At 66.9% G+C, this 25,915-nt stretch carries 30 protein-coding genes; 4 read left to right on the top strand and 26 right to left on the bottom strand.

Annotated elements, in window-relative coordinates:
- Position 1 precedes the first annotated feature (1 nt).
- From AC1RAD_RS04910 to AC1RAD_RS04900, 3 genes are all read right to left on the bottom strand, one after another.
- Positions 2-949, bottom strand: coding sequence for a Gfo/Idh/MocA family protein (locus AC1RAD_RS04910; RefSeq protein ID WP_492734078.1), 948 nt, complete (start codon positions 947-949; stop codon positions 2-4).
- Between the two features lie 24 nt (positions 950-973).
- A complete protein-coding gene (locus tag AC1RAD_RS04905; RefSeq protein ID WP_492734077.1) occupies positions 974-2,275 on the bottom strand; it encodes a nucleotide sugar dehydrogenase in 1,302 nt (433 codons plus the stop codon).
- 140 nt (positions 2,276-2,415) lie between these two features.
- On the bottom strand, positions 2,416-3,489 hold the full coding sequence (locus AC1RAD_RS04900; protein ID WP_082818073.1) for a polysaccharide biosynthesis/export family protein: 1,074 nt from the start codon (positions 3,487-3,489) through the stop codon (positions 2,416-2,418).
- A gap of 756 nt (positions 3,490-4,245) precedes the next feature.
- On the opposite strand from AC1RAD_RS04900, the gene mscL reads away from it, so the two are divergent.
- Entirely contained in the window at positions 4,246-4,677 is a 432-nt protein-coding gene (mscL, locus tag AC1RAD_RS04895; RefSeq protein WP_062473649.1) for a large conductance mechanosensitive channel protein MscL, read from the top strand.
- A gap of 22 nt (positions 4,678-4,699) precedes the next feature.
- Here mscL and pdxA read toward each other — a convergent pair whose 3' ends face one another.
- The 3 genes from pdxA to AC1RAD_RS04880 are packed head-to-tail and all read right to left on the bottom strand — an operon-like array spanning position 4,700 to position 7,859.
- Complete coding sequence (gene pdxA, locus AC1RAD_RS04890; protein WP_492734076.1) at positions 4,700-5,740, bottom strand: 4-hydroxythreonine-4-phosphate dehydrogenase PdxA; 1,041 nt, start codon at positions 5,738-5,740, stop codon at positions 4,700-4,702.
- Positions 5,737-6,510, bottom strand: coding sequence for a Nif3-like dinuclear metal center hexameric protein (locus tag AC1RAD_RS04885; protein WP_062473645.1), 774 nt, complete (start codon positions 6,508-6,510; stop codon positions 5,737-5,739). The genes pdxA and AC1RAD_RS04885 overlap by 4 nt, the downstream gene beginning before the upstream one ends.
- On the bottom strand, positions 6,507-7,859 hold the full coding sequence (locus AC1RAD_RS04880; RefSeq protein ID WP_492734075.1) for an MFS transporter: 1,353 nt from the start codon (positions 7,857-7,859) through the stop codon (positions 6,507-6,509). The genes AC1RAD_RS04885 and AC1RAD_RS04880 overlap by 4 nt, the downstream gene beginning before the upstream one ends.
- Positions 7,860-8,149: 290 nt before the next feature.
- On the opposite strand from AC1RAD_RS04880, the gene AC1RAD_RS04875 reads away from it, so the two are divergent.
- Positions 8,150-9,310, top strand: a complete 1,161-nt coding sequence (locus tag AC1RAD_RS04875; protein WP_492734074.1) for a S1C family serine protease — start codon at positions 8,150-8,152, stop codon at positions 9,308-9,310.
- Positions 9,311-9,410: 100 nt separating this feature from the next.
- Here the strand turns inward: AC1RAD_RS04875 and tatC are convergent, their stop codons facing one another.
- The 9 genes from tatC to AC1RAD_RS04830 form a co-directional block, all read right to left on the bottom strand.
- Positions 9,411-10,229: a twin-arginine translocase subunit TatC gene (gene tatC, locus AC1RAD_RS04870; protein ID WP_070059920.1), complete on the bottom strand. Its 819-nt coding sequence runs from the start codon at positions 10,227-10,229 to the stop codon at positions 9,411-9,413.
- Between the two features lie 73 nt (positions 10,230-10,302).
- Complete coding sequence (tatB, locus tag AC1RAD_RS04865; RefSeq protein ID WP_062471652.1) at positions 10,303-10,764, bottom strand: Sec-independent protein translocase protein TatB; 462 nt, start codon at positions 10,762-10,764, stop codon at positions 10,303-10,305.
- A gap of 19 nt (positions 10,765-10,783) precedes the next feature.
- Complete coding sequence (gene tatA, locus AC1RAD_RS04860; protein WP_492734073.1) at positions 10,784-11,032, bottom strand: Sec-independent protein translocase subunit TatA; 249 nt, start codon at positions 11,030-11,032, stop codon at positions 10,784-10,786.
- A gap of 65 nt (positions 11,033-11,097) precedes the next feature.
- A complete protein-coding gene (locus AC1RAD_RS04855) occupies positions 11,098-11,457 on the bottom strand; it encodes a histidine triad nucleotide-binding protein (RefSeq protein WP_062471658.1) in 360 nt (119 codons plus the stop codon).
- Positions 11,447-11,836 (bottom strand): DUF4870 family protein, encoded by a 390-nt coding sequence (locus AC1RAD_RS04850; RefSeq protein WP_056572726.1) that lies wholly within the window; start codon positions 11,834-11,836, stop codon positions 11,447-11,449. The genes AC1RAD_RS04855 and AC1RAD_RS04850 overlap by 11 nt, the downstream gene beginning before the upstream one ends.
- A 25-nt stretch (positions 11,837-11,861) precedes the next feature.
- The gene (locus tag AC1RAD_RS04845; RefSeq protein ID WP_095743772.1) at positions 11,862-12,251 is read right to left on the bottom strand and encodes a phosphoribosyl-ATP diphosphatase; all 390 of its coding nucleotides are present in this window, start codon (positions 12,249-12,251) and stop codon (positions 11,862-11,864) included.
- Complete coding sequence (gene hisI, locus AC1RAD_RS04840) at positions 12,248-12,637, bottom strand: phosphoribosyl-AMP cyclohydrolase (RefSeq protein WP_492734072.1); 390 nt, start codon at positions 12,635-12,637, stop codon at positions 12,248-12,250. The genes AC1RAD_RS04845 and hisI overlap by 4 nt, the downstream gene beginning before the upstream one ends.
- Before the next feature lie 42 nt (positions 12,638-12,679).
- A complete protein-coding gene (gene hisF, locus AC1RAD_RS04835; RefSeq protein WP_095743770.1) occupies positions 12,680-13,465 on the bottom strand; it encodes an imidazole glycerol phosphate synthase subunit HisF in 786 nt (261 codons plus the stop codon).
- Positions 13,466-13,487: 22 nt separating this feature from the next.
- A complete protein-coding gene (locus AC1RAD_RS04830) occupies positions 13,488-14,321 on the bottom strand; it encodes a D-hexose-6-phosphate mutarotase (RefSeq protein WP_492734071.1) in 834 nt (277 codons plus the stop codon).
- 132 nt (positions 14,322-14,453) lie between these two features.
- Here AC1RAD_RS04830 and AC1RAD_RS04825 point away from each other — a divergent pair, with 132 nt between their 5' ends.
- On the top strand, positions 14,454-15,761 hold the full coding sequence (locus tag AC1RAD_RS04825; protein ID WP_492734070.1) for a dicarboxylate/amino acid:cation symporter: 1,308 nt from the start codon (positions 14,454-14,456) through the stop codon (positions 15,759-15,761).
- Between the two features lie 11 nt (positions 15,762-15,772).
- Complete coding sequence (locus AC1RAD_RS04820; protein ID WP_487847948.1) at positions 15,773-16,687, top strand: amino acid ABC transporter substrate-binding protein; 915 nt, start codon at positions 15,773-15,775, stop codon at positions 16,685-16,687.
- Between the two features lie 18 nt (positions 16,688-16,705).
- Here AC1RAD_RS04820 and AC1RAD_RS04815 read toward each other — a convergent pair whose 3' ends face one another.
- The 11 genes from AC1RAD_RS04815 to AC1RAD_RS04765 all read right to left on the bottom strand — a co-directional run bounded on the left by AC1RAD_RS04815 (position 16,706) and on the right by AC1RAD_RS04765 (position 25,906).
- Positions 16,706-17,878 carry an AAA family ATPase gene (locus tag AC1RAD_RS04815; protein WP_492734069.1) on the bottom strand — a complete coding sequence of 391 codons (1,173 nt, stop codon included), beginning with the start codon at positions 17,876-17,878 and terminating at the stop codon, positions 16,706-16,708.
- A gap of 20 nt (positions 17,879-17,898) precedes the next feature.
- Entirely contained in the window at positions 17,899-18,642 is a 744-nt protein-coding gene (gene hisA, locus AC1RAD_RS04810) for a 1-(5-phosphoribosyl)-5-[(5-phosphoribosylamino)methylideneamino]imidazole-4-carboxamide isomerase (protein ID WP_062471681.1), read from the bottom strand.
- 63 nt (positions 18,643-18,705) lie between these two features.
- Positions 18,706-19,365, bottom strand: coding sequence for an imidazole glycerol phosphate synthase subunit HisH (gene hisH / locus AC1RAD_RS04805; RefSeq protein WP_062471685.1), 660 nt, complete (start codon positions 19,363-19,365; stop codon positions 18,706-18,708).
- 19 nt (positions 19,366-19,384) lie between these two features.
- A complete protein-coding gene (gene hisB, locus AC1RAD_RS04800) occupies positions 19,385-20,002 on the bottom strand; it encodes an imidazoleglycerol-phosphate dehydratase HisB (protein ID WP_062471688.1) in 618 nt (205 codons plus the stop codon).
- Positions 19,999-21,102, bottom strand: a complete 1,104-nt coding sequence (gene hisC, locus AC1RAD_RS04795) for a histidinol-phosphate transaminase (protein WP_492734068.1) — start codon at positions 21,100-21,102, stop codon at positions 19,999-20,001. The genes hisB and hisC overlap by 4 nt, the downstream gene beginning before the upstream one ends.
- A complete protein-coding gene (locus AC1RAD_RS04790; protein ID WP_492734067.1) occupies positions 21,099-21,479 on the bottom strand; it encodes a hypothetical protein in 381 nt (126 codons plus the stop codon). Before AC1RAD_RS04790 ends, hisC begins: the two co-directional genes overlap by 4 nt.
- A 12-nt stretch (positions 21,480-21,491) precedes the next feature.
- Entirely contained in the window at positions 21,492-22,322 is an 831-nt protein-coding gene (locus AC1RAD_RS04785; protein WP_492734066.1) for a hypothetical protein, read from the bottom strand.
- A 37-nt stretch (positions 22,323-22,359) separates the two neighbouring features.
- Positions 22,360-23,682 (bottom strand): histidinol dehydrogenase, encoded by a 1,323-nt coding sequence (gene hisD, locus AC1RAD_RS04780; protein WP_307584240.1) that lies wholly within the window; start codon positions 23,680-23,682, stop codon positions 22,360-22,362.
- Positions 23,683-23,693: 11 nt separating this feature from the next.
- A complete protein-coding gene (gene hisG / locus AC1RAD_RS04775; RefSeq protein ID WP_062471702.1) occupies positions 23,694-24,335 on the bottom strand; it encodes an ATP phosphoribosyltransferase in 642 nt (213 codons plus the stop codon).
- Positions 24,332-25,621, bottom strand: a complete 1,290-nt coding sequence (gene murA / locus AC1RAD_RS04770; protein ID WP_062471705.1) for a UDP-N-acetylglucosamine 1-carboxyvinyltransferase — start codon at positions 25,619-25,621, stop codon at positions 24,332-24,334. The genes hisG and murA overlap by 4 nt, the downstream gene beginning before the upstream one ends.
- Before the next feature lie 42 nt (positions 25,622-25,663).
- A complete protein-coding gene (locus tag AC1RAD_RS04765) occupies positions 25,664-25,906 on the bottom strand; it encodes a BolA family protein (protein ID WP_056572757.1) in 243 nt (80 codons plus the stop codon).
- Positions 25,907-25,915: the final 9 nt, after the last annotated feature.

Below are 25,915 nucleotides of genomic sequence, written 5' to 3'. Positions count from 1 at the left end.
GTCAGGCGAGATGACGCACGAAGGGATGCACTTCGCCCTGCTCGCCCTGGACGGGTGTAGCACTACGGATCACGTTGACAGTCTCGATGCAGTGGCGCGCATCTTCGAGGCCATAGCCTCGGCCCGCCAGAATTTCCTGGTAGCTCACGGTGTGCAGATCGGTGAAGCCCTCCGAAAACTCGAGCTTCTCACCACTGACGTCGATGTTGCGGAAGGTGGTCTTCTTGCCCTTCACGTCGGCCGGCAGGTCGTTGGCGTCGATGGACAAGAACCAACGCACACGCGCGCGTTCGTATTCGAGATAGCCCGCCGCCTTCGCCGTGCCGCTGTAGTGCACCACGTTGCGCTGCAGCTTGCCGAAGATGAAATGCAGCATGTCGTAGAAGTGCACGCCGATGTTGGTCGCCACGCCAAATGATTTGCGGTTGTCGCCCTTCCAGCTTTCCATGTACCACTTGCCGCGCGAGGTGATGTAGGTCAGCTCGACGTCGAACTTGGTATCCGCGGGCGCCGCTGCCACCTTGTCGCGCAACTTCAGGATGGCTTCGTGATGGCGCAGCTGCAGGATGTTGAAGACACGCTTGCCGGTTTCCTTTTCAACGCGTTGCAGTTCGTCGATGAGATCCGGCGTGGGCACCAGGGGCTTCTCGCAAATCACGTCGCAACCCAGGCGGAGACCCGCGGCAATGTGCGGATGGTGCAGGTAGTTGGGGCTGCAGATTGCTACGTAGTCCAACGCGGTCGCGGGGTTGCGCTTGAGCTGCTGCGCATGCTCGTAGAAGCGTTCGAACTCGGTGAAGAACTCGCTCTGCGGCGAGATGCTGTCGATGATGCCGACCGAATCGTTGATGTCGTAGGCCACCGCGAGGTGGTTGTCCGTGTCCTTGATGGCACGCATGTGGCGCGGAGCGATGTAGCCGGCGGCGCCGATGAGAGCAAAGTTTTTCATGTCGAGGAAGAAACGGAAAATGGCTTACAGGCGGAACACGGTGAAGCCGCTGTCGCGGGCTTCCTGTGCGTTGAACAGGCTCTTGACGTCGACCAGCACGGGCTGCTCGCCTCGGCACAGGGCACGCAGTTCGGTCATCGTCGCGCCGCGGTACTCGTTGTGGCCCACGGCAACGACGAGCGCATCGACCGGGTGGTCTGCATCGACCTGGCCGAGTTGAAGGCCGTATTCGCTTGTCACTTCTTCAGCGTCAGCCCATGGGTCTACGACTTCCACGGAAGCACCCCATGCCTCGAACTCGCGAACCATGTCGACGATCTTGCTGTTGCGAATGTCCGGGCAGTTTTCCTTGAAGGTGATGCCCAGCACGCCGATACGGCAACGCGGCACGTCCATGCCGTTCTTCAGCATCAGCTTGATGGTGTTGCGGGCCACGTAGCGCGCCATGTTGTCGTTGATGCGGCGCCCGGCCAATATCACCTGAGGGTGGTACCCGACCTGCTCCGCCTTGTGCGTGAGGTAGTACGGGTCCACACCAATGCAGTGCCCCCCCACAAGGCCCGGACGGAAGGGCAGGAAATTCCATTTACTGCCTGCGGCCTCGAGCACGTCGAGGGTGTCGATACCTAGGCGCTCGAAGATCACCGACAGCTCATTGACCAGCGCGATGTTCAAGTCGCGCTGCGTGTTCTCGATCACCTTGGCGGCCTCGGCCACCTTGATGCTGGCAGCCTTGTGCGTGCCGGCGGTGATGATCTCGTTGTAGAGCGCATCCACAACATCGGCCACCTCGGGCGTGCTGCCACTGGTGATCTTCTTGATCTTGGTGAGCGTATTGACCTTGTCGCCGGGGTTGATCCGCTCTGGGCTGTAGCCGCAGAAGAAATCGACATTGAATTTCTTACCGCTGAATCTCTCCAGCACGGGCACGCACACTTCTTCTGTCGCGCCGGGATAGACGGTGGACTCGAAAATAACGATCGCCCCCTTCGGCATGACCTTGCCGACGGTTTCGCTGGCCTTGACCAGCGGCGTCAGATCGGGACGGTTCGCATCGTCGATAGGCGTGGGCACGGTCACGATAAAGACAGCGCAGTCGCGTAAATCATCGGCATGCGACGTGAATGCCAGCTGCGTCGCGGCCTTCAACTCTTCGCTGGTGGTTTCGAGCGTGTGATCGTGTCCACCCTGCAGCTCCGTGATGCGTTTGGCATTGATATCGAAGCCGGCCACCCGACGCTTCTTGCCAAATTCCACAGCGAGGGGAAGGCCCACGTAGCCGAGGCCGATGATCGCGATAGGTTGAGTTGATTGAATGACTTGCATATTGAAAGCACTGGAGACGAAAAATTGGCGACAGACTCAGTCAAGAGCCATGCCGCCACACCGCATTCACGGCCGCTGACTTCAAAAGTAAGGAGGCCCGTGACGCGAACCTCGAGAACTTGGTCTGGGGCCAGGCTTGGCTAGCGATGCCTGACGTAAACCTCGCTGGCGTTGTTGACCACTTGCGCAGACGGCAGGATCAAGCTAACCACGCGGTTCCACTTGACCAACGGCACCGGGTCGACATACACGACGTCCTGCGACTGCAGTCGGAACTGGCTTGCTAGCGCCATCGTCGCTGGGTTCTTGGCGTTCAGATGGAAGATGGCCGGCGCGCCGGTCGCGCCTTGGCGAATCACGTAGATCTGACCGGCATTGGAGGTGGTCGTCATCGGACCACCCGCCTCGCCCAGGGCCTCGCTCAAGCTCAAACGGCCATTGCTGCGCATGGACAAGGCAACAGGCGCCATGATTTCGCCCATGACGAATACCTTGGAGTCTTCGCGGTGTGCCACGCGGACGGTGTCGCCGTTCTTGAGGGGAATGTTGTTCCCGTCATAGCCAGCCTCACGCAGCCGGGTCATGTCGATCGGGACTGAGCGGCCATCGCGAATGAGCGTAACGGCCGCGCGATTGGCATTGGCCGTCATGCCACCGGCGCGGTTGATTGCCTCGTTCAGCGTCATGGGCACATCAGTGAAGATCTGAGACCCCGGAACGCGCACTTCGCCTTCCACATAGGCGCGCCGGCTTCGGAAGGACTGGATACGCACCGTCACCTGCGGGTCACGAACGTGCGGCCGGAGCAGCTTGCCGATCAGATCGGAAGCATCGCCTTCGCTCAGGCCCGCCACGCGCACACGGCCGATGTAAGGAAAGGCAATCTCACCATCAGCATCAACGATGAAGCCTGGCGCCACCTGCACACCAGTCGGGTCGGCCGACTGCGAAATCACAGCACCCGCATTGGGCAGCAGCTCAGGGTGGTCATACACGATCACGCCCACGACGTCACCCGACCCGATGGTGTAGCGAGCCCCTTTGCCAAACAACGCCTGCACCTCAGGCGGCACCCCCTTCGGCGACACCTCCGCCAGCGTGCGCACCAGCGCCAGCGAGATCGGAGTGATTTCGCCTTCAGGCGCTTCATCGGGAAGGTAGCGGAACTGCGACGGCAACTCACCGCCTGCTTCGTAAGGCTCCACCGACCCCATGCCGGGCACCACGGCACAGCCCTGGAGCAACACCGCGCCGGCAAGCGCTACCCACGCGAGGGCTTTCGCATCTCTTCTCAATTCAGGTCCCTTGAAAGTCAGTCAGTCAGTCGTATCAACAACGAAGCGGCGAAAGAACGGCAATTCCCGAAGGCATGCGAGGCTCGCACATCCGCTCTCTTGTATCGCGCTTCTTTTTCAAACACTTGTGATCGCCGCCACTACGCGGCACCATTTATGTAAAAATTTGAACAGCTATAGTCGCGCTGAAACTGGCAAATTCAGGCAACAAAGGTGCAGAATTCATCGCGGGGTCACGCAAGAATCTGGCGCACCCAGGGCGAATGCGCTCTGACAGACAGAAGTCTTGAAGGTCGATTTCGCGCGGCCGCTCCCCACTGCTCCCCTCTCATCGTACCAGTGCAGTGCACTGTCAATGGGGCTTTGCCTGCGTTCCAGGATGCTTCCGAAATGCCCGTACAGCGCCGTTTTGCCTTCTTTTCGAGAGCAAAACACGACGTATCCGACCGGTTCTACCCATCCCGCGAAATTGGAAACAAGACGTTCCAAAGCGTAGTCGGCAAGGTTTAGCTACGGAGACTGGGTACCCTCCGTCCGTTCCAAGCAGGAGCCGCCAGCGGTCATTCCTGAGTTGCGGTCCCGCATCACCCGAGGCGCCGCCCGTCTTGGCCCCCCGCTTCCGCAGGCATACTGGCACCCCTTTCAACAGCAGGTCTTCAGCACCCTTTCTGAATCATGAGCATCCTCAGCGAATTCAAGGAGTTTGCCGTCAAGGGCAACGTCATCGACCTCGCCGTCGGCGTGATCATCGGGGCGGCGTTCGGCAAGATCGTCGACTCGCTCGTGGCCGACATCATCATGCCGCTCGTGGGCATGGTGTTCGGGAAGCTCGACTTCTCGAACCTCTACGTGATCCTGGGCACGGTGCCGCCGGGCGTGACGAACACGCTGGCGGAGTTGAAGAAGGCCGGCGTGCCGGTGCTGGCGTATGGCAACTTCATCACGATTGCTGTCAATTTCGTGATCCTCGCCTTCATCATCTTCATCATGGTCAAGCAGATCAACAAGCTGCGCAAGACCGAAGAGGCGGCCCCGGCAGCGCCGGCTGCCACGCCGGAAGACATCACGCTGCTGCGCGAAATCCGCGACAGCCTGAAGCGCCCCTGAGCTTTTCTTACTGGCAGCGCGCTCAGGCGCCGGCCAGCGTTCGTGCCATGCGCAACGCCTCGACAAGGCTCGAGGCATCGGCCACGCCCTGGCCCGCAATGTCGAACGCCGTGCCGTGATCCGGGCTGGTGCGCACCAGCGGCAGCCCGAGCGTCACGTTCACGCCCTTCTCCACCCCGAGGTACTTGACCGGGATCAGGCCCTGGTCGTGGTACATCGCGATCACCACGTCGAACTCGCCGCTGGACGGCACGCCGGCCTTGGCGCGCGCGCGCATGAAGACGGTGTCGGGCGCATGGGGCCCCTGGGCGTCGATGCCCTCGGCGCGCGCGGCCTCGATGGCCGGCGCGATGACGGTGCGCTCTTCCGAACCGAACAGGCCGCCCTCGCCCGCGTGCGGGTTGAGCCCGGCCACGCCGATGCGCGGCGGCCGGCCGAGCGCATGGGTCAGCGCGCGATGGGTGATGCGCAGCGTGTCCAGCACGCCGTCGAAGCGCACGGCCTCGATGGCGTCGCGCAGCGACATGTGGATGCTCACGAGCACGGTGCGCAGCTCGTCGTTGGCCAGCATCATGCGCACGGGCACGTCGGCCACGGTGCGGCCCAGGTGGGCGGCGGCCTCGGCCTGCAGCAGTTCGGTATGGCCGGGGTACGGAAAGCCGGCCGCGGCCAGCGCTTCCTTGTGCAGCGGTGCAGTGACGAGGGCCGAGATCTCGCCGCGCAACGCAGCCCGCGCGGCCCACACCACGCAGTCGCCAGCGGCGCGCCCGGCCTCGGCGCTGATGCGCCCCTGCACGATGCCCTTCGGCGGCGCGATCACCTGCAGCACCGGGATGCACCCCGGCGGCACGGCAACCACTTCAGCGACGCTGGCGATCTCCACGACAGGCCACGCCAACCGCCCCGGCGCCGCGAGCGCCTGCGAGGCTTTTCGCAGCGTGCCGACGTCGCCAGCCACGAACGCACCGCGCACGGCGTCGGGCGCGTCGCGGAAGGCCTTGGCAATGATCTCGGGGCCGATGCCGGCCGGGTCGCCGAGCGTGATCGCGATCGGCGCCTTCATGCCGGGTTGTCGATGTCGATGAACTCGTGCTTCAGCCCGAGCTGGGCCGCCACATGGGCCGCTACGGCCTGCGCGCCGTAGCGCTCGGTGGCGTGGTGGCCGCAGGCCAGGAAGGCCACGCCCAGCTCGCGGGCGTAGTGCGCCTGCGGCTCGGAGATTTCGCCGGTGATGAAGGCGTCGGCGCCGGCCGCAATGGCGGCCTCGAAGTAGCCTTGGGCGCCGCCCGTGCACCACGCGATGTTCTTGATCGGGCGGTGGGCCGTGTCGACCAGCGTGACGGGCCGCTTCAGCACCTTCTCGACATGGGTCGCCAGGGCCTTGGCGCTGGCGAAGTTCTCGCCGTTCTCGCGCGCGCCCAGAAAGCCCAATTCCTGCTCGCCGAAACGCCCGGCCGACCCCGGGTGCGCCACGAGCCCCAGCTGCAGGCCGAGTTGCGCGTTGTTGCCCAGTTCGGGGTGCGCATCGAGCGGCAGGTGGTAGGCGAAGAGGTTGACGTCGTCACCCAGCAGCAGGCCCAGGCGCTGCTTCATCCAGCCGGTGACGCAGCCGTCCTGGCCGCGCCAGAACAGGCCGTGGTGGACGAAGATGGCATCGGCTTCGGCGTGGATCGCGGCCTCGATCAGCGCGCGGCTGGCGGTCACGCCGGAGACGATCTTGCGGACCACGGTGCGCCCTTCGACCTGCAGGCCGTTGGGTCCGTAATCCTTGAAGCGCCCGGGGGCCAGCAGCAGGTCGAATGCGTGAAGCAGTTCGTGGCGTGTGGTGCTCATCGCGACATTGTCGCGCTCCCTGCGGCCGGCGCGCCATCGCGCATCGGGTGGCCGCGTGCGGCCAGGGGCCACAGGGCCAGCAGGAAGCCCAGCGCCGCCAGCGCGGCGACGTAGTGCGCCGGCGCCATGGTGTCGTGCTGCAGCCAGAGCGTGAGGATCACCGGCGTCAGGCCGCCGAAGACGGCATAAGACATGTTGTAGGCGAAGGAAAGCCCCGTGAAGCGCACCGGCGCCGGAAAGGCGCGCACGCCCGCGATCGGCACCGTGGCGATGGTGCCCACGAAGAGACCCACCAGCCCGTAGTGCCAGAACAGCGTGGCCGGCGTGCCGGGCAGCCCGGTGTAGAACAGGTAGGCGGTGGCAAAGAGGCCGCCCCAGCCGATGAGCATCACGGCGCGCGTGCCGATGCGGTCGCTGGCCCAGCCGACGATCACGCAGCCGATGGTCAGGGTCAGCGTGGCGAGTGCGTTGGCCTCGAGCGCCAGCGCCGCCGGAATGTGGTGCACCTTCTGCAGGTAGGTGGGCGTGTACAGCACCACCACCACGATCGCGGCCGACAGCACCCAGGTCTGCAGCCCCACGTACACGCTCGCCAGGCGGTGCTCGCGCAGCACGGTGCGCAGCGGCAGTTCGCGGGCGACCGTCTTTCGGCCGGCCAGTTCCTTGAAGACCGGCGTCTCGTGCAGGAAGCGGCGCAGGTAGACCGAGAACAGCCCGAACACGCCGCCCAGGATGAAGGGAATGCGCCAGGCGAAGTCGTTCACCTGCTCCGGCGAGTAGTGGCGGTTGATGGCCACGGCCACCAGCGAGCCCAGCAGGATGCCGCCGGTGATGCCCGAGGTCAGCGTGCCGATGCCGAAACCGTAGCGCTTGGCCGGCACGTGCTCGCCGACGAACACCCAGGCGCCGGGCATTTCGCCGCCGATGGCCGCGCCCTGCAGCACGCGCATCGCCAGCAGCAGCAGGGGCGCCGCGACGCCGATGCTCGCGTAGGTGGGCAAGAGGCCGATCACCAGCGTGGGCGCCGCCATCAGGAAGATCGACAGCGTGAACATGCGCTTGCGCCCCAGCAGGTCGCCGAAGTGCGCGATGACGATGCCGCCCACGGGCCGCGCGAGGTAGCCCGCCGCGAAGATGCCGAAGGTCTGCAGCTGGCGCAGCCAGTCGGGCATGTCGGCGGGGAAGAACAGCGCGCCCAGCACGGTCGCGAAGAAGACGTAGATGACGAAGTCGTAGAACTCGAGCGTGCCGCCGAGGGCGGACAGGGCCAGGGTCTTGTAGTCGCGCGCATCGAGCGTGCGCGCCGGAGCGGGCGTGGCGCCGTCCGCGTAGGTAGCTTCTGAGGTCATGGCAGCAGGGGTATCGTGGCCGCTCGCCTGCCTTGAACCGGATAGGGGCAGAGCGTGGCACGCCGACGAAGGGATCGCCTGGCCGCGTCCGCCGGGTGGGCGGCGCGGAAGGCCTGAGGGGGCGATCCGGGTCGGATCGCTTGCCGATACTAAGGGTTAGCCCGTATTCACGTCCCGAAGGCCGCGCAATCTCGACCCTGCCGCGCGGTCTATGGCGCCTGCCGGTTGAGGGACAATTGCAACCGGCGCCGTCTTTCAGCGCTTTTCCAACGCTCTTTCTTCAAGCTTTCATGAAACGCACCTGGCTGCTCTTTGCCCAAGCCGTGACCGTCCTGCTGGCGGCCTATTTCGTCGTCGCGACGCTCAAGCCCGAGTGGATCAATAAGCGCTCGACCTCGCTGGGCGGCGTGGTGTCCATCGTGGAAGCGCCCAGCGGCGCGCCGACCGTGCCCGCCACGGGCAGCCTGAGCGCGGCGGCCAAGAAGGCCTCGCCGGCGGTGGTGAGCATCAACACCAGCAAGGCCGCGCAGCGCCACCCGCGCAGCAACGACCCCTGGTTCCGCTTCTTCTTCGGCGACCAGGCCGACCAGCCCCAGGTGGGCCTGGGCAGCGGCGTGATCGTGAGCACCGACGGCTACATCCTCACCAACAACCATGTGGTCGAGGGCGCCGACGAAATCGAGGTCACCCTGAACGACAGCCGCCACGCGCGCGGCAAGGTGATCGGCACCGACCCCGACACCGACCTGGCCGTGCTCAAGATCGAGCTCGACAAGCTACCGGTGATCGTACTGGGCAACTCCGACGAGCTGCTGGTGGGCGACCAGGTGCTGGCCATCGGCAACCCCTTCGGCGTCGGCCAGACCGTGACCAGCGGCATCGTCTCGGCGCTGGGGCGCAACCAGCTGGGCATCAACCAGTTCGAGAACTTCATCCAGACCGACGCGGCCATCAACCCCGGCAACTCGGGCGGCGCGCTGATCGACGTCAACGGCAACCTGCAGGGCATCAACACCGCGATCTACTCGCGCTCGGGCGGCAGCATGGGCATCGGCTTCGCCATCCCGGTGTCGATGGCCAAGATCGTGCTCGAGGGCATCGTGAAGGAAGGCCAGGTGCGCCGCGGCTGGATCGGCGTCGAGCCGAGCGACCTGTCGCCCGAACTGGCCGAGACCTTCGGCGTGAAGGCCGACGCGGGCGTGATCATCACCGGCGTGCTGCAGAACGGCCCCGCCGCCAAGGCCGGCATCCGCCCGGGCGACGTGATCACCTCGGTGGGCGAGAAGAAGACCGACAACGTGCAGGCCTTGCTGACCGCCGTGGCCGGTCTGAAGCCAGGCGACGCGGCCCGCTTCGCATTGCAGCGCGGCACAGACAAGATGGAACTGGACGTGACGCCGGGGCTGCGGCCGAAGAGCCCGATCCGGCAGCAGTTGCCCAACAACGAATAGGCGAGAAACGACAGCGGCTCCGGCCGCATATCGGACAGCAACAAAAAAGCGGCCCTCGGGCCGCTTTTGTTTTGGGGGCAGGAGCCGATCGATCCGGGGATCAGGAACTGCCGGAAGACCCCGAGCCGGCACCCTCTTCTTCACCCTCGGGCGCCTTGCCCGTTCCTGCGAAATAGCGCGCCCCGATGATCCCCACCTCGTACAGCAGGCACATCGGCACCGCCAGCGCGAGCTGCGAGACCACGTCGGGCGGCGTGAGCACCGCAGCCACCACGAAGGCGATCACGATGAAGTAGCCGCGGAACGAGCGCAGCTTCTCGATGGTGACCATCTCGAAGCGCACCAGCAGCATCACCACGATCGGCACCTGGAAGGCGACGCCGAAGGCGATGTACAGTGACAGGATGGCCTCGACGTACGACGAGATGTCGGGCGTGGCCGCCACCGCCGCGGGCGTGAACTTCTGGATGAAGCCGAACATCTTGTCCAGCACGAACAGCTGCACGAAGGCGATGCCGCCGTAGGCCAGCACGCTGCCGAAGAAGATCAGCGGCAAGGCAAAGCGCTTCTCGTGACTGTACAGGCCCGGCGCGACGAACATCCAGGCCTGGTACATGAGCCAGGGCAGCGCCAGCAGCACGGCCGCCATCATCAGCACCTTGAGCGGCACGAAGAACGGCGAGAACACACCGATGGCGATCAGCTTGGCGTCCGGCGGCATGTGCGCGCGGATCGGCATGGCGATGATGTCCATGAGCCCGCTCGGGCCGGGCCAGATCGCCAGCAGGATGCCCGCGACCACGAGGCCGTAGACGCAGTACAGCAGCCGGTCCCGAAGCTCGACCAGGTGCTGCACGAACGGCTGCTCGGTGCCCGCCAGCTCGTCTTCTTCTTTGTTCTTGTTGTCGGAATCGGCCATGGGAGAGGAGAAAGCGTGGGAGAAGACACAGGCGCACGGGGCGCCCGGGAACGCCGCGGGGCGTGCGCGTGCGTCAGTTGATCTTGTGGGGGCGGAAGCGGGCGACCCGCGCCGCACCCGACAGCGCCTTGGTACGCACGCCGTTGCGCGCCTTGTACCAGTTCGGCGTGGCGCCCTGCTTCAGGCGCCAGTTCTTGCGGGGGTGCCTGTATTCGGGCACCGCCTGCTCGGGCTCGGCCAGTGCCGACAGGGTGTCGCCGGACGCGCCGGAAAACTGCTTCTCGAACTCGCTGGCGCCGGTGTGGATGCTGTGCTCCACGTCGCGCGCCGCGTCCTCGACCGTGGTCTTCATCTTGCGGAGCTCGTCGAGCTCCATCGAACGGTTGACTTCGGCCTTGACGTCGTTCACGTAGCGCTGCGCCTTGCCGAGCAGGGCGCCCACCGTGCGTGCAACGCGCGGCAGCTTCTCCGGCCCGATCACGATCAGCGCCACGACGCCGATGAGCGCCAGCTTCTCAATGCCGAGGTCGATCACGGATGTGTGCCTGCGGTGCTCAGGACTTCTGGCGCGCTTCGACGTCGATCGTCGACTTGTCGCTGTTGGCCGGCTGGCCGGTCACTTGCTGCGTGGGGGCCGGTGCAGCGGAGGCGTCGGAGGAGGCCGAGCCGTCCTTCATGCCGTCCTTGAAGCCCTTGACGGCGCCACCGAGATCCGAACCCATGTTCCGCAGCTTCTTGGTGCCGAAGATCATGACCACGACGAGCAGCACGATCAGCCAGTGCCAGATGGAAAAAGAACCCATGGAGAACTCCTAAGAATGTGTCCGATTTTAGTCGGGGGGAATGTGACAGTTTGGCTTAACCCTGCTCAGCCGCGAAGCCAGGGGCGGGGGCCGCCCATGACGTGCACATGGAGATGGTGAACCTCCTGCCCGCCCTCGGCGCCGGTGTTCACGACGACCCGGTAGCCGCCGTCCGGATAGGGCCGGCAGCCCTGCTCCAGCGCCAGCTGTGGTGCCAGCGTCATGATCTTGCCCATGAGCGCCGAATCCTCGGGCGTGAGCTGCGCCATCGAGGCGATGTGCTTCTTGGGCACCAGCATGAAATGCACCGGCGCCCAGGGGGCGATGTCGTGGAAACCGAACAGGTCGTCGTCTTCGTAGACCTTGCGCGAGGGGATCTTGCCTTCGATGATTTTGCAGAAGACGCAGTTCGGATCAGATGACATCTTTGGGTTCCATGGGACGGCCGTCGTTCATCCGGATCATGCCCTTCACGATCCGGTAGAGGAACCACAGCGAAATCAGGCTCCAGGCGATCCAGCCCGGCACGAACAGCAGCAGCCAGAGCCACGAGGTGACGATGTACAGCAGGCCGGCCCACAGCACCGAGCGGATGCGCCAGCTGAAGTGCGAGGCCTGCCAGGTGCCGGCCGCGTCGTCGCGCTTCACGAAATCAATCAGCAGGGCGATGAGCAGCAGCAGCACGGAGGCCTGCGCGCCCGGCACGACCGCGCCGATGGCCACGATCAGGTGCAGCACGTAGCTGACCCAGCCCCAGGTCTTGAGGGAGTCGTCGGGTTCCACGTTCACGATGTCATTGGCCATGGTCGATGCCCTTTCAATCGATCATTCAGTCGTTGGAAGCTTCGCGGGCCTGCACCTTGCGCAGGGCTTTTTCCTCGATGCCGCTGGTGCCTTCGCGGCGCTCGAGCTCCGCGACCACGTCGGCCGGCGAGAAACCGTAGTGGGCCAGCGCCACCATGGTGTGGAACCACAGGTCGGCCACTTCGTTCACTATTTTCGAGCGGTCGCCGCCGTGGTCGGCGTCCTTGGCGGCCATCACGACCTCGGTGGCTTCCTCGCCGATCTTCTTGAGGAAGGCGTCGGGGCCCTTGTGCAGCAGCCGGGCGACGTAGCTCTTCTCGGGGTCGCCGCCGTTCGCGGGCAGGCGGCTCTCGAGCACCGCGGCCAGGCGGGCGAGCGCGTCGGAGGTGTTCGAATCGTTCACTGTGGCGGTCATTTGTAGATCGACTCCGGGTCTTTCAAGACCGGTTCGACCACGGTCCACTGGCCCTTTTCGTACTTGCTGAAGAAGCAGCTGTGGCGGCCGGTGTGGCAGGCGATGCCGGGCTCGTGGCCCAGCTGGGTCACCTTGAGCAGCACCACGTCGTTGTCGCAGTCGAGGCGGATCTCGTGCACGGTCTGCACGTGGCCCGACTCCTCGCCCTTGAACCACAGCTTGCTGCGCGAGCGGCTGAAATACACCGCGCGGCCCAGCTCGGCGGTCTTTTCGAGCGCCTCGCGGTTCATCCACGCGAACATGAGCACGTCGTTCGTGCCTTGTTCCTGGGCGATCACCGGCACGAGGCCGCTGGCGTCCCACTTCACTTCATCGAGCCAATTCATGGGGATATTGTCGAGGATAGGAAAAGACCCTTCCGGTCCCGCTCAGGCGTCGATGCGCACGGGAATTCCGCGCTCGGCCATGCGCGCCTTGGCCTCGCCCACGGTGTGCTCGCCGTAGTGGAAGATGCTCGCGGCCAGCACCGCGTCGGCGCCGCCCTTCTGGATGCCGTCGGCCAGGTCGTCGAGGCTGCCGACGCCGCCCGAGGCGATCACGGGCACGTTGACCGCGTCGCTCACGGCGCGCGTCAGGGCCAGGTCGAAGCCGCTCTTGGTGCCGTCGCGGTCCATGCTGGTGAGCAGGATCTCGCCCGCGCCGCGGCGCGCCATCTCGGTCGCCCACTGCACCACGTCCAGGCCGGTGTTCTTGCGCCCGCCGTGGCTGTACACGTCCCAGCCCGCGCCGCGCGTGGCGGCGTCTTCGGGGCTGCGGCGCTTGGCGTCGATGGCGACCACGATGCATTGCGAGCCGTACTTCTGGGCCGCGTCGCTGATCACCTGCGGGTCGGCGATGGCGGCCGAGTTGAAGCTGGTCTTGTCGGCGCCCGCATTGAGCAGCCGGCGCACGTCGGCCACGGTGCGCACGCCGCCGCCCACGGTCAGCGGAATGAAGACCTGCGAGGCCACCGCCTCGATGATCGGGAGGATGAGGTCGCGGCCGTCGCTGGTGGCCGTGATGTCCAGGAAGGTGAGTTCGTCCGCGCCCTGCGCGTTGTAGCGCGCGGCGATCTCGACGGGGTCGCCGGCATCGCGCAGCTCGAGGAAGTTGACGCCCTTGACGACGCGGCCGCCGGTGACGTCGAGGCAGGGAATGATGCGTTTGGCAAGCATGGGAAGTTGAACCGGAAGGAAATCAGAGAACGCAAAGCTGTTGCCAGCCCTGCCATTGGGCGCCGGACGCCAGCACGACGGGCTCGTCGATGCGGGCCGCCTCGACGCAGAGCATGTGGCGGAAGCCCTCTGGGGGCATGTCCGCGAGTGTCGCACCGAGCGCGGCGCCGGGGTTCCAGACCACGGTTTCGGTGCAGGTTTCGCTCTGGGTGATTTCGAGCGTGCCGTCGGGCTGCACCAGCCGCAGCGGCTGTGCCGGGGCGGTGTAGACGCTGTCGAACTCGGCGTCGAACTGCAGCGCGGCGGCGGTTTCGGTCTGGCGCACGTCGCGCACCGCGTCCCAGCGGGCAGCGCCCTGCAGGCCTTCGAGGCGCACGGCGGCGATGTCGTCCACGCGCAGGTAGGTGTGCAGCGCGGCCGAAAACGGCCAGGGCGCATCGCCGGTGTTGGTCAGGGTGAGCGCGGTGCGCAGCCGGCCGGCGGCGAGCGTGGCGTCCATCCGCGCCTCGAAGGCATGCGGCCAGAGCCGGCGGGTGGCGTCGTTGTCGCGCAGCACGAGCCGCAGGGTGTCGGGCGTGCCCGATTCCTCGCGAATCCAAGGCAGATTGCGCATGAAGCCATGCTTGAGGAGCATGCCGCGCTGGTTGAACTGGGGGCAGCACAGGGGAATGCCGCCGCGGATGGCGGTTTGGCCGTCAAAAACGGCCTTCGGACTCAGATACAGTCGCTCCCCACCGCGGGCCGGGGCCCAGGAAAGCACCTGGGCGCCATGCAGCGCCACCGTCAGCGTGCTGCCATCGGCCGCCACGGCGTGCAACGCCGGCTGGCCTCGAAACTCGATCGAGCGGATATCCATGTGAGGAATTGTAGGCAGCCGCCGCATCCTGGCAGCGGGCCATTGCGTGCATCCGCCTTTCTTGGATACCCTGTGCCGGGTCGGTCCCGTGCACTCGAAAAGAACCACTCTCACACGACAAAGGGGATACGCATGAAGAAAAAGCTGCCCATGGCCGCCTGGATCCTGATCGCCATGGTGCTCGGCATCATCGTCGGTTACATGATCTTCACCAGCTTTCCCGACAAGAAGGCCGCCAAGGAGATCGCGGACTACGTCTCCATCGTCTCCGACGTCTTCTTGCGCCTGATCAAGATGTTGATCGGCCCGCTGGTGTTCTCCACGCTGGTGGTGGGCATCGCGCACATGGGCGACGCCAAGTCGGTGGGCCGCGTGTTCGGCAAGGCCATCGGCTGGTTCCTCACGGCCTCGCTGATCTCGCTGGTGATCGGCCTGGTCATGGCCAACCTGCTCAAGCCCGGCGAGAACCTGGGCCTGCCGCTGCCCGACATCGGCGCCTCGGCCAACCTGGCGACCAACAAGTTCACCTTCAAGGACTTCGTGAGCCACACGGTGCCCAAGTCGTTCGTGGAGGCGATGGCCAACAACGAGATCCTGCAGATCGTGGTGTTCTCGATGTTCTTCGGCGTGGCCCTGGCCTCGCTCGGTGACAAGGCCAAAACGCTGGTGGCCGCCATCGAGGAGCTGTCGCACGCCATGCTCAAGATCACGGGCTACGTCATGAAGCTCGCGCCGCTGGCGGTGCTGGCGGCCATGGCCGCCACCGTGGCCGTGAACGGGCTGGGCATTCTCGTCAAGTTCGCCGTGTTCATGCGCGACTTCTACCTGGGCCTGTTCGTGCTGTGGGGCGTGCTGATCATGGCCGGCCTGCTGTTCCTCGGGCCGCGCGTGTTCAAGCTGCTGGTGCTCATCAAGGAGGCGTTCCTGCTGTCGTTCGCTACGGCGAGCTCCGAAGCCGCCTACCCGAAGATCCTGCAGGCGCTCGACCGTTTCGGCGTGAAGCGCAAGATCTCCAGCTTCGTGATGCCGATGGGCTACTCGTTCAACCTCGACGGCTCGATGATGTACTGCACCTTCGCCGTGCTGTTCATCGCGCAGGCCTACGACATCCACATGCCGATCAGCACGCAGATCACCATGCTGCTGATCCTGATGCTCACCTCCAAGGGCATGGCCGGCGTGCCGCGCGCCTCGCTGGTGGTGATCGCCGCCACGCTGAACCACTTCGACATTCCCGAGGCCGGCCTGCTGCTGATCCTGGGCGTGGACACCTTCCTGGACATGGGCCGCTCGGCCACCAACGCGGTGGGCAACTCCATCGCCACGGCCGTGGTCGCCAAGTGGGAGGGCGAACTGCTGTCCGCGAGCGATGCCGAGGCCAACGCCAAGGTGCTCGACGAGGAAGCCGCTGCCACCCTCGCCCACCCGGCCCACGCGTGAGGCGCCACGCCATGACGCGCATCGCCACGCTGCCCTCCGCCGTCGCCGCATGGCTGCTGGCGGCCGTGGCCCTGGCCTTGCCGGCCGGCCCCACGCAGGCGCAGGAGCTCCTCACCGGCACGCTGGCCAAGGTGCGCGAGAGCGGCACCATCGCCATCGGCCACCGCGAGGCCTCGGTGCCTTTCTCGTACCTCAATGCGCGCAAGGAGCCGATCGGCTATTCCATCGAGCTGTGCCGCGCGCTCGTCACGGCCATCGAGGACACGGTCAACAAGAGCCTCACGATCAAGTGGGTGCCCGTCACCTCCGACTCGCGCATCGATGCGGTTGTCAGCGGCCAGGTCGACCTCGAGTGCGGCTCCACCACCAGCAACCTGGAGCGCCAGAAGCGCGTGGCCTTCTCGCCGACGATGTTCGTCTCGGGCACCAAGGTGCTGGTGAGGAAGGGCGCGCCGATCCAGTCGTTCCGCGACCTGGCCGGCAAGAAGGTGGCCGTGACGGCCGGCACCACCAACGAGAAGACGCTGCGCGACCTGTCGCAGAAGTTCAAGCTCAACATCGAGCTGAAGGTGGCGCGCGACCATGCCGAGTCGTTCGCGCTCGTGAAAGAAGGCCAGGCCGACGCCTTCGCCACCGACGACGTGCTGCTCTACGGCCTGATCGCCCGCGACGCCGCCAAGGCGCAGTACGAGGTGGTGGGCGACTTCCTCTCCTACGACCCCTACGCCGTCATGTACCGCAAGGGCGACCCGCAGCTGAACAAGGTGGTGGTCGACACCTTCCAGGTGCTGGCGGAAGACGGCGAGATCCACCGGCAGTACAAGCGCTGGTTCATGCGCAAGCTGCCTTCGGGGGAGAGCCTCAACCTGCCGATGAGCGCGCAGCTGGAAACGATCATCCAGACGATGGCGGTGAAGGCGGAATAGGCCCGCCTGCCCTTTTCTCTACCGCGCCGGCCACTCCCAGCGCGGAATCTCGCTCATGTCGAGGTTCGCGATGCGGGTCTCGCCGAAGCGCTTTTCGAGCACCACCGGCTGCAGGCCGTCGCTGTCTTCCAGGGCGGCGATCAGGCGCGCCGCATGCGACACCACGATCACCTGCGACGACCGCGCGGCCTGCGCGATGAGGCGGCCGAGCGCCGACAACAAGTCGGGGTGCAGGCTGGTCTCGGGCTCGTTGAGCACCAGCAACGCGGGCGGACGGGGCGTCAGCAGCGCCGCGATCCACAGCAGGTAGCGCAGGGTGCCATCCGACAGTTCGGCGGCCGTCAGGGGCCGCAGCAGGCCGTGCTGGTGCATCAGCGTCTCAAAGCGGTCGCCGTTCGCCTGCACCTCGATGCGGGCGCCCGGGAAGGCATCGTCCACGGCGCTGTCGAGCGCCTCGCCGTCGCCGATCTCGCGGACGGTCTGCAGGGCCGCGGCCAGATCGGCCCCATCGTTCGCCAGCACAGGCGTGTAGGTGCCCAGCTGCGGCTGGCGCGCTGGGGCGTCGGCATCGGAGCGGAAGTGGTCGTAGAAGCGCCAGGAGCGCATCTGCTCGCGCAGCGTGAGCATCTCGGGCGCGTCGCGCGGGTCGGCGTGCTCGGTCATCATGCTGGCGAAGGCCGGGATCGGCCGGCCGACGGCCTGCCAGCCCCTGCCGTCGCGCAGGCGCAGCGCGGCGCCCTTGCGGTCGACCAGGTGCGTGGAGGGGCGCAGCAGCGGGCCGCTCCAGATCGCCTCGTGCTTGATCTGCGGGTCGTGCGAGAAGGCCGAGGACGGGACCGGCGGCGGCAGGCCGATGTCGATGGCGTAGCCGAAATCGTCGGCCTCGGCGCCGGCGAAGCCCAGCTTCAGCGCCACCGGCTCGCTGCGCATGGTGCCCTGCACCGGTTGCTCGCCGCGCAGCATCGCCGCCGAAAAGCGCTCGGGCCCGGCCCACAGCGTGGAAGACAGCCCGCCCTCGCGCACCAGCGAGCGGATCACGCCGCCGTTGGCGATGTCGGCCAGCAGACGCATCGCGCGGTACACGCTCGACTTGCCGCTGCCGTTGGCGCCCGTGACCATCGTGAGGCGGCCCAGCGGCACCGTCAGCTGGCGCAGCGAGCGGTAGTTGGCAATGGCGAGCGCGGAGAGCACGCGCCGCTACAGCAAAGGCGTCAGGCGCCGGCCAGCTCGTCCGCGCGCGCCTGGGCGGCGGCGAAGTCGAGGTCGCCCGAATAGATGGCGCGGCCGCAGATCACGCCCTCGACGCCTTCGGACTCGACCGCGCAGAGCTGGTCGATGTCGGCCATGTTCGACAGGCCGCCCGAGGCGATCACCGGGATGGTCAGCGCCTGCGCGAGCTTGACGGTGGCGTCGATGTTGATGCCCGAGAGCATGCCGTCGCGGCCGATGTCGGTGTAGATGATCGATTCGACGCCGTAGTCCTCGAACTTCTTGCCCAGGTCGGCCACCTCGTGGCCCGTGAGCTTGCTCCAGCCGTCGGTGGCGACCTTGCCGTCCTTGGCATCCAGGCCCACGATGATGTGGCCGCCGAAGGCGCTGCAGGCGTCCTTCAGGAAGCCGGGGTTCTTGACCGCGGCGGTGCCGATGATCACGTAGCGCAGGCCGTCGTCGATGTAGCGCTCGATGGTGTCCAGGTCGCGGATGCCGCCGCCCAGCTGCACCGGGATGTCGTCGCCGACTTCCTTCAGGATCGCCTTGATCGCCGCATGGTTCTGCGGCTTGCCGGCGAAGGCGCCATTCAGATCGACCAGGTGCAGCCGACGGGCGCCGGCCTCGACCCATTTGCGGGCCATGGCGGCGGGGTCTTCGCTGAAGATGGTGGACTGGTCCATGTCGCCCTGCTTGAGGCGAACGCAGTGGCCGTCTTTGAGATCAATGGCGGGAATGAGGAGCATGGAAGTGACGCGAGTGTGCGAAAGCCGGGCTGCCAACGGTGCGGCCCGGGCGGGAATATAAGGTCAGGGATTCCAGTGGAGGAAGTTGCGATACAGCTGCAGCCCATGGTCCGCACTCTTCTCCGGGTGAAACTGGGTTGCAAAAATGTTATCGCGTGCGATGGCCGCGGTAAAGCATGCCCCGTAATCGGCCTCGCCCACGCTGTGCCGGGCATCCGCCGGACATGCGTAGAAGCTGTGCACGAAATAGAAGTAGCTCTGGTCGGGAATGCCCGCCCACACCGCGTGCGGCTGGGCCTGGCGCACCTGGTTCCAGCCCATCTGCGGCACCTTGAAGCGGCTGCCGTCGGGCTGCAGGCGGCCGGCCAGGTCGAACTTGACGACCTCGCCGGGAATGAGCCCCAGGCCGTCGGTTGGGCCTTCGTCGCTGCGCGACAGCAGCATCTGCATGCCCACGCACACGCCGAAGAGCGGCTTGCTGGCCGCGGCCTCGAGCACCGATTCGAGCAGGCCCGAGTCGCGCAGTTCGCGCATGCAGTCGGGCATGGCGCCCTGCCCCGGCAGCACCACGCGGGTGGCCTGGCGCACCACGTCCGGATCGGAGGTGACGAACACCTCCACGCCCACCTGGTCGGCCGCATGGCGCACGGCCTGCGACACGGAGTGCAGGTTGCCCATGCCGTAGTCGACGACCGCGACGGAGTTTTTTGCTACAGATTTCATAGCTGTTCGCCGGGGAGTTTTAGAGCGAACCTTTGGTCGAGGGAATGACGCCGACGGAGCGCGGATCGAGTTCCAGCGCGCCGCGCATGGCGCGCGCGAAGGCCTTGAACACCGTTTCGCACTGGTGGTGCGCGTTCACGCCCTTCAGGTTGTCGATGTGCAGCGTGACGAAGGCGTGGTTCACGAAGCCCTGGAAGAACTCGTAGGTGAGCTGGCTGTCGAAGGTGCCGATCATGCCGCTGGTGAAGGGCACGTGCATCACGAGGCCCGGGCGGCCCGAGAAGTCGATGACGACGCGGCTCAGCGCTTCGTCCAGCGGCACGTAGGCATGGCCGTAGCGGCGGATGCCCTTCTTGTCGCCGATGGCCTTGGCCACGGCCTGGCCGAGCGTGATGCCCACGTCTTCCACCGTGTGGTGGCCGTCGATGTGCAGGTCGCCCTCGCAATCGATGTCCAGGTCGATCAGCCCGTGGCGGGCGATCTGGTCGAGCATGTGGTCGAAAAAGCCGATGCCCGTGGAGAGCTTGGCCTTGCCGGTGCCGTCGAGGTTGACGCTGACCGTGATCTTCGTCTCGGCGGTGTGGCGGGTGACCGTCGCGATGCGATCGGTGCTGCCCGGGGTCGTGGGGGTGGTCATAGTGAGGCTTCGAGCGCCGCCAGCATCTGCGTGTTCTCGTCGGCCGTTCCGACGGTGAGGCGCAGGCAGTTGGCGAGCAGTTCATGCATTTTAGAAACGTTCTTCACCAGCACCCCACGGGCCTTCATGCCCTCGAAGGTACGGGTGGCATCGGGCACGCGCAGCAGGATCATGTTGGCATCGCTGGGCCAGGTCTTCACGCCCGGCAGCCGGGCCAGCGCGGCCATGAGCTGGTCGCGCCCTTCGCGGATCTGGCGCGCTTGGGCCTCGAACACGGCCGCGTGCTCCAGCGCGAACAGCGCGGCCTCGCAGTTGAGCACGCTGATGTTGTAAGGCGGGCGCACCTTGTCGATCTCGGCGACCAGCGCGGCCGGGCCCATGAGGTAGCCCAGGCGGATGCCGGCCAGGCCGAACTTGCTCAGGGTGCGCATCAGCAGCACGTGGCGGTGGTTGGCGAGCCGGTCGATGTAGCTGCGGGCGGCAAAGGGCTGATAGGCCTCGTCGATCACCACCAGGCCGCCCTGCGCGCCCTGGGCCTGCACGATCTTCTCGATGACGGCGTCGTCCCAGAGGTTGGCGGTCGGGTTGTTCGGGTAGGCGAGGTAGACGATGGCCGGCTTCTCGCGCGCGATGGCGGCCAGCATGGCGGCCTCGTCGAGCTCGAAATCGGCCGTGAGCGGCACGCCGACGAAGCGCAGGCCCTGCAGCTGGGCGCTCATCGCGTACATGACGAAGCCGGGCACGGGCGCCAGCACGGCGGCGCCGGGCTGGTCGCAGGCGATGCCCAGCAGCGAGATCAGTTCGTCCGAGCCGTTGCCCAGCATCAGCCCGAAGCCTTCGGGCAGGCCCGCATGGGCGGCCAGCGCGCGCTGCAGGTCGGCGCCACGGTCGCCGGGGTAGCGGTTGAGCGCCAGCGCGCCCAGGCGCGCGCCCAGTTCGGCCTGCAGCGCGGGCGGCAGGCCGTAGGGGTTCTCCATCGCGTCGAGCTTGAGGAAGCCGCGCGCGTCCTGCACCGCGTAGGCGTGCATGGCGCGCACGTCGGCGCGGATGCGGTCGAGCGGCAGGCGGGTGTCGGAGGCGGAAGAATCGGAAACGGTCATCGGGTGCAGCGGTAGCTGTTGCGGAGGGCGCCGGCCATGACCAGTTGCACGGGCATGTCGGCTTCGTAGCTGTCGGCGTTGCGGCTCAGCTCGGTCTGGTAGAGCGAGCGGGCCATCGAGGGTTCGAGGCGGCGGCCCTCGATGCAGAACGGCGGCACCTGGCCGTTGCGCTGCGACGACTCGACGCCCTCGCGCAGGCCTTCAAGCACGCCGACGAGGTAATAGCTGGCGTAGGCCTTGCCGTCCTTCTCGCCGGCTTCGAGCGTGCGCAGCTCGCGGATGCTCATGGCCTGCGCGCCGGCGCCGATCGCACCGGCCGCCAGGGCGAGCAGCAGCGCCGGCAGGCGCGGCAACAGCAGGACGGCGGCGCGTTGCATGGCCTCGCCGGCTTACTTGCGGTAGCGCGGCGGCGGCGCGTACGCGCCGTCGGCCGGGAAGGCGCTGGGCTGCGACGGCGAGGCGTCGCGGCGGGTACGGCGCGGTGCGTTCGGCTCTTCGAGCTCGAACAGCGCGGCGCCGATCACGCCGATGTTGCGCACGTCGCCGGCCTCGGTGTTCGCGGCGTAGGCGCGGCCCGGCGTGGCGAAACGGAAGGCGGCCACTTCGCTCTGGCTCTTGCGGAAGCCCTCGATGTTGAGCGTCTGCTGCGGGCGCAGCACGTAGCCGCCGTTGCGCAGGCTGCCAGGCTTGCCATTGAGCACGTCCAGGCCGTCGACGGTGGCGATCACCTCGTAGCTGCGATCGCTGAGGTTGCGAAAGCGCAGCGTGTAGCGCGCACCTTCGACGCCGGCGAGGCGGAACATGTCGTCGCTGTGGCCGCGGCGCGCGCGCTGCAGCGGCAGCGGACGGTCGTTCTCGTCGAGCACCGACCATTCGATGTCGCCCTGGGCCAGCTGCAGGTTCAGCCGGCGCTCGGGGTTGCTGCCCGCGTCGCGGCGCACGCTGGCCGCGTCGTTGTAGCCGATCGAGGCCACGTCGTCGGGCTGGTCGGACAGGCGCTTGGCGGCCACCGTGCGGGTCTTCGACTCGATGCCCTCGCCCCATTGCGTGCCGAGTTGGGCCGGCGCGGGTGCAGGCTTTGCAGCACTGGACGTGGCCGCCATCGCCGTCGTCTCGGCGCGGTTTTGCGGCATCTGGGTGCAGGCGGCCAGCAAGGCGGCACCGGCAACGAGGCCGGTGGCGAAGCGGAAAAATCGCGAGCGATAGAGGCGTTGAATCATCTGGCGTGCTCCTCCCTGAAGCGGAGTTGTTGGAGCCTCAGATCTTACGCAGGCGCATGCGCGCGGCTTCGGCGTGCGCCTGCAGGCCCTCGCCTTCGGCCAGCGTGACCGCGATCGGGCCCAGCACCTGCGCGCCGGCCTCGCTCACCTCGATGAGGCTGGAGCGCTTCTGGAAGTCGTACACGCCCAGCGGGCTCGAGAAGCGCGCGGTGCCGCTGGTCGGCAGCACGTGGTTCGGGCCGGCGCAGTAGTCGCCCAGGCTCTCGCTGGTGAAGTTGCCCAGGAAGATCGCACCGGCGTGGCGCAGCAGCGGCTCCCAGCGGTGCGGTTCGCTGCTGCTCACCTCGAGGTGTTCGGGGGCGATGCGGTTGCTGATCTCGCAAGCCTCTTCCATGCTCTTCGTGTGGATCAGCGCGCCGCGGCCGTTGAGCGAGGCGGCGATGATCTCGGCGCGCGGCATGGTCGGCAGCAGGCGGTCGATCTCGGCCTGCACGCGATCGATGTAGGCGGCGTCGGGGCACAGCAGGATGCTCTGGGCCAACTCGTCGTGCTCGGCCTGGCTGAACAGGTCCATGGCCACCCAGTCGGGCGGCGTGGAGCCGTCGGCCAGCACCAGGATCTCGCTCGGGCCCGCGATCATGTCGATGCCCACGGTGCCGAACACGCGGCGCTTGGCGGCGGCCACGTAGGCGTTGCCGGGGCCGGTGATCTTGTCGCAGGCCGGGATGGTGGCCGTGCCGTAGGCCAGCGCGGCCACGGCCTGCGCACCGCCGACGGTGAAGCCGCGCGTCACGCCGGCCACGTAGGCGGCGGCGAGCACGAGCTGGTTCTTCTCGCCCTTCGGCGTGGGCACGACCATGATGATCTCGCCCACGCCCGCGACGTGCGCGGGAATGGCGTTCATCAGCACGCTCGACGGGTACGCAGCCTTGCCGCCCGGCACGTAGATGCCGACGCGGTCCAGCGGCGTGACCTTCTGGCCGAGCAGCGTGCCGTCAGCGTCGCGGTAGCTCCAGCTTTCGCCCGAGGCCTTCTTCTGCGCCTCGTGGTAGCTGCGCACGCGGCGCGCGGCGGCTTCGAGCGCGTCGCGCTGCGCGGCGGGGAGGCCCTCGAACGCGGCCTTCAGCTCGGCCTGCGTGAGTTCGAGCTCGGGCAGCGTCTTCGCATCGAGCTTGTCGAAGCGGTTGGTGTACTCCAGCACCGCCTCGTCGCCGCGCTTTTGCACGTCGGCGAGGATGTCGGCCACCACCTTCTCGATCGCCGCGTCCGCGTCCGCGGACCAATGCAGCCGCGCCTTGAATTCAGCGTCGAAGCTGGCTGAGTTCGTGGACAGTCGGGCGGGGGCTGCTTGCAGAGTCATGGGCTTGAGGTTCAGGCGGAGGGAATGGCGGACGCGAAGGCGTCGATGATGCGGCGGATGGGTTCGCGCTTGAGCTTGAGCGCGGCCTGGTTGACGACCAGCCGGGCGCTGATGTCCATGATGCGCTCCACCTCGACGAGGTGGTTGGCCTTGAGCGTGTTGCCGGTGGAGACCAGGTCGACGATGGCGTCGGCCAGGCCCGTGAGCGGCGCCAGCTCCATGCTGCCGTAGAGCTTGATCAGGTCGACGTGCACGCCCTTGCTGGCGAAGAAGTCGCGCGCCAGGCCCACGTACTTGGTGGCCACGCGCAGGCGCGAGCCCTGCTTCACGGCCGAAGCGTAGTCGTAGTCGGCGCGCACGGCCACGCTGAGGCGGCAGGCCGCGATGCGCAGGTCCAGCGGCTGGTACAGGCCCTGGTTGCCATGCTCGAGCAACACGTCCAGGCCGGTCACGCCGAGGTCGGCGCCGCCGTACTGCACGTAGGTGGGCACGTCGGAGGCGCGCACCAGCACCACGCGCACGTCGGGGCGGGTGGTGTCGAGGATGAGCTTGCGCGATTTCTCAGGGTCTTCGGTGACCTCGATGCCGGCGGCGGCCAGCAGGGGCATCGTCTCTTCGAAGATGCGGCCTTTGGAAAGAGCCAGGGTGATCATGCGGCGGCTCCCGTCACGCGTTCAATGTCGGCACCGAGGCCGCGCAGTTTCGATTCCATGCGGTCATAGCCCCGGTCCAGGTGGTAGATGCGGTCGACCAGCGTCTCGCCCTCGGCCACGAGGCCGGCGATGACGAGGCTGGCGGAGGCGCGCAGGTCGGTGGCCATCACGGTGGCGCCCGAGAGCTGTTGCACGCCCTCGACCATCGCGACCTTGCCCTCGACGTGGATGCGCGCGCCCAGGCGCACCATCTCGTTCACGTGCATGAAGCGGTTCTCGAAGATGGTCTCGGTGACCATCGAGGCGCCGCGCGCGATCACGTTCAGGGCCATGAACTGGGCCTGCATGTCGGTCGGGAAGCCGGGGTATTCGGTGGTGCTGAAGCTCTGCGCCTTCAGGTGGTCGTAGGCCGGGCCCTGCGAGCCGATGCGGATGCCGTCGGGCTCGGTCACGACGGTGCAGCCGGCGTCGCGCAGCTTGTCGATCACGGCGTCGAGGTGGTCGCCGCGCGCGTGGCGCAGGAAGGCCTCGCCGCCCGTGGCCGCCACGGCGCACAGGAAGGTGCCGGCCTCGATGCGGTCGGCCACCACGGCGTGCTCGCAGCCGTGCAGCTTCTCGACGCCCTGGATGCGGATGTGGCTGGTGCCGTGGCCTTCGATCTTCGCGCCCATGCGGATCAGCATCTCGGCCAGGTCGACGATCTCGGGCTCCTGCGCGGCGTTCTCGAGCAGCGTCTCGCCTTCGGCCAGCGCGGCGGCCATGAGGAAGTTCTCGGTGCCGGTGACGGTGACCATGTCGGTCAGGATGCGCGCGCCCTTCAGCCGCGTGCGGCCCTCGGGCAGGCGCGCAACCATGTAGCCGTGCTCGACCACGATCTCGGCGCCCATCGCCTGCAGGCCCTTGATGTGCTGGTCGACCGGCCGCGAGCCGATGGCACAGCCGCCGGGCAGCGACACCTTGGCGTGGCCGAAGCGCGCCAGCAGCGGGCCCAATGCCAGCACCGAGGCGCGCATGGTCTTCACGAGTTCGTAGGGGGCCTCGGGGTTGCCGAGCTCGCCGGCGTTCAGGCGCACGGTGCCGTTGTCGTCGGCCTCGGCCGTCACGCCCATGTTGCGCACCAGCTTGAGCATGGTCGACACGTCCTGCAGGCGCGGCACGTTGTGCAGCACCACGGGCTGGTCGGTCAGCAGCGCTGCGCACAACTCGGGCAGCGCGGCGTTCTTGGCGCCGGAAATGAGTACTTCGCCGCGAAGCTCACGCCCGCCGCGAATCAGAAGTTTGTCCATGAAGGATCCAACGAAATCAGGAGGCCCGCAGGGGCCGGAAAGTCATTTGTCCACTGCCGCCCATTCGGCCGGCGTGTAGGTCTTCATCGAGAGCGCATGCACCTCGTCGGTGTGCATTTTCGCACCGAGGGTGGCGTAGACCCGCTGGTGGCGCTGGATGGCGCGCTTGCCCTCGAATTCGGCCGAGACGATGGTCGCGTACCAATGTCGGCCGTCGCCCTCGAGCGTGATGTGCTCGCACGGGAGATGGGCAGCGATGATGGTCTGGAGTTCGTCAGCGGTCATGGGGTCTTG

The organism is Variovorax sp. GW823-FHT04B03 (assembly GCF_058796495.1).
This window is presented reverse-complemented; position numbering and strand designations above follow the sequence as displayed.

What these genes read in the sequence shown, in the direction of transcription:
- tatC (WP_070059920.1), bottom strand. Translation starts at nt 10,229, where the DNA reads ATGGCCGATTCCGACAACAAGAACAAAGAAGAAGACGAGCTGGCGGGC.
- AC1RAD_RS04900 (WP_082818073.1), bottom strand. Translation starts at nt 3,489, where the DNA reads ATGGGGTCGGTGGAGCCTTACGAAGCAGGCGGTGAGTTGCCGTCGCAG.
- AC1RAD_RS04830 (WP_492734071.1), bottom strand. Translation starts at nt 14,321, where the DNA reads ATGGATATCCGCTCGATCGAGTTTCGAGGCCAGCCGGCGTTGCACGCC.
- hisA (WP_062471681.1), bottom strand. Translation starts at nt 18,642, where the DNA reads ATGCTCCTCATTCCCGCCATTGATCTCAAAGACGGCCACTGCGTTCGC.
- mscL (WP_062473649.1), top strand. Translation starts at nt 4,246, where the DNA reads ATGAGCATCCTCAGCGAATTCAAGGAGTTTGCCGTCAAGGGCAACGTC.
- hisI (WP_492734072.1), bottom strand. Translation starts at nt 12,637, where the DNA reads ATGAATTGGCTCGATGAAGTGAAGTGGGACGCCAGCGGCCTCGTGCCG.
- hisF (WP_095743770.1), bottom strand. Translation starts at nt 13,465, where the DNA reads ATGCTTGCCAAACGCATCATTCCCTGCCTCGACGTCACCGGCGGCCGC.
- tatA (WP_492734073.1), bottom strand. Translation starts at nt 11,032, where the DNA reads ATGGGTTCTTTTTCCATCTGGCACTGGCTGATCGTGCTGCTCGTCGTG.
- AC1RAD_RS04825 (WP_492734070.1), top strand. Translation starts at nt 14,454, where the DNA reads ATGAAGAAAAAGCTGCCCATGGCCGCCTGGATCCTGATCGCCATGGTG.
- hisC (WP_492734068.1), bottom strand. Translation starts at nt 21,102, where the DNA reads ATGACCGTTTCCGATTCTTCCGCCTCCGACACCCGCCTGCCGCTCGAC.
- AC1RAD_RS04885 (WP_062473645.1), bottom strand. Translation starts at nt 6,510, where the DNA reads ATGAGCACCACACGCCACGAACTGCTTCACGCATTCGACCTGCTGCTG.
- hisB (WP_062471688.1), bottom strand. Translation starts at nt 20,002, where the DNA reads ATGACCACCCCCACGACCCCGGGCAGCACCGATCGCATCGCGACGGTC.
- AC1RAD_RS04790 (WP_492734067.1), bottom strand. Translation starts at nt 21,479, where the DNA reads ATGCAACGCGCCGCCGTCCTGCTGTTGCCGCGCCTGCCGGCGCTGCTG.
- AC1RAD_RS04855 (WP_062471658.1), bottom strand. Translation starts at nt 11,457, where the DNA reads ATGTCATCTGATCCGAACTGCGTCTTCTGCAAAATCATCGAAGGCAAG.
- murA (WP_062471705.1), bottom strand. Translation starts at nt 25,621, where the DNA reads ATGGACAAACTTCTGATTCGCGGCGGGCGTGAGCTTCGCGGCGAAGTA.
- AC1RAD_RS04820 (WP_487847948.1), top strand. Translation starts at nt 15,773, where the DNA reads ATGACGCGCATCGCCACGCTGCCCTCCGCCGTCGCCGCATGGCTGCTG.
- pdxA (WP_492734076.1), bottom strand. Translation starts at nt 5,740, where the DNA reads ATGAAGGCGCCGATCGCGATCACGCTCGGCGACCCGGCCGGCATCGGC.
- AC1RAD_RS04785 (WP_492734066.1), bottom strand. Translation starts at nt 22,322, where the DNA reads ATGATTCAACGCCTCTATCGCTCGCGATTTTTCCGCTTCGCCACCGGC.
- AC1RAD_RS04875 (WP_492734074.1), top strand. Translation starts at nt 8,150, where the DNA reads ATGAAACGCACCTGGCTGCTCTTTGCCCAAGCCGTGACCGTCCTGCTG.
- AC1RAD_RS04910 (WP_492734078.1), bottom strand. Translation starts at nt 949, where the DNA reads ATGAAAAACTTTGCTCTCATCGGCGCCGCCGGCTACATCGCTCCGCGC.
- AC1RAD_RS04845 (WP_095743772.1), bottom strand. Translation starts at nt 12,251, where the DNA reads ATGACCGCCACAGTGAACGATTCGAACACCTCCGACGCGCTCGCCCGC.
- hisD (WP_307584240.1), bottom strand. Translation starts at nt 23,682, where the DNA reads ATGACTCTGCAAGCAGCCCCCGCCCGACTGTCCACGAACTCAGCCAGC.
- hisH (WP_062471685.1), bottom strand. Translation starts at nt 19,365, where the DNA reads ATGAAATCTGTAGCAAAAAACTCCGTCGCGGTCGTCGACTACGGCATG.
- AC1RAD_RS04850 (WP_056572726.1), bottom strand. Translation starts at nt 11,836, where the DNA reads ATGGCCAATGACATCGTGAACGTGGAACCCGACGACTCCCTCAAGACC.
- AC1RAD_RS04765 (WP_056572757.1), bottom strand. Translation starts at nt 25,906, where the DNA reads ATGACCGCTGACGAACTCCAGACCATCATCGCTGCCCATCTCCCGTGC.
- hisG (WP_062471702.1), bottom strand. Translation starts at nt 24,335, where the DNA reads ATGATCACCCTGGCTCTTTCCAAAGGCCGCATCTTCGAAGAGACGATG.
- AC1RAD_RS04905 (WP_492734077.1), bottom strand. Translation starts at nt 2,275, where the DNA reads ATGCAAGTCATTCAATCAACTCAACCTATCGCGATCATCGGCCTCGGC.
- AC1RAD_RS04880 (WP_492734075.1), bottom strand. Translation starts at nt 7,859, where the DNA reads ATGACCTCAGAAGCTACCTACGCGGACGGCGCCACGCCCGCTCCGGCG.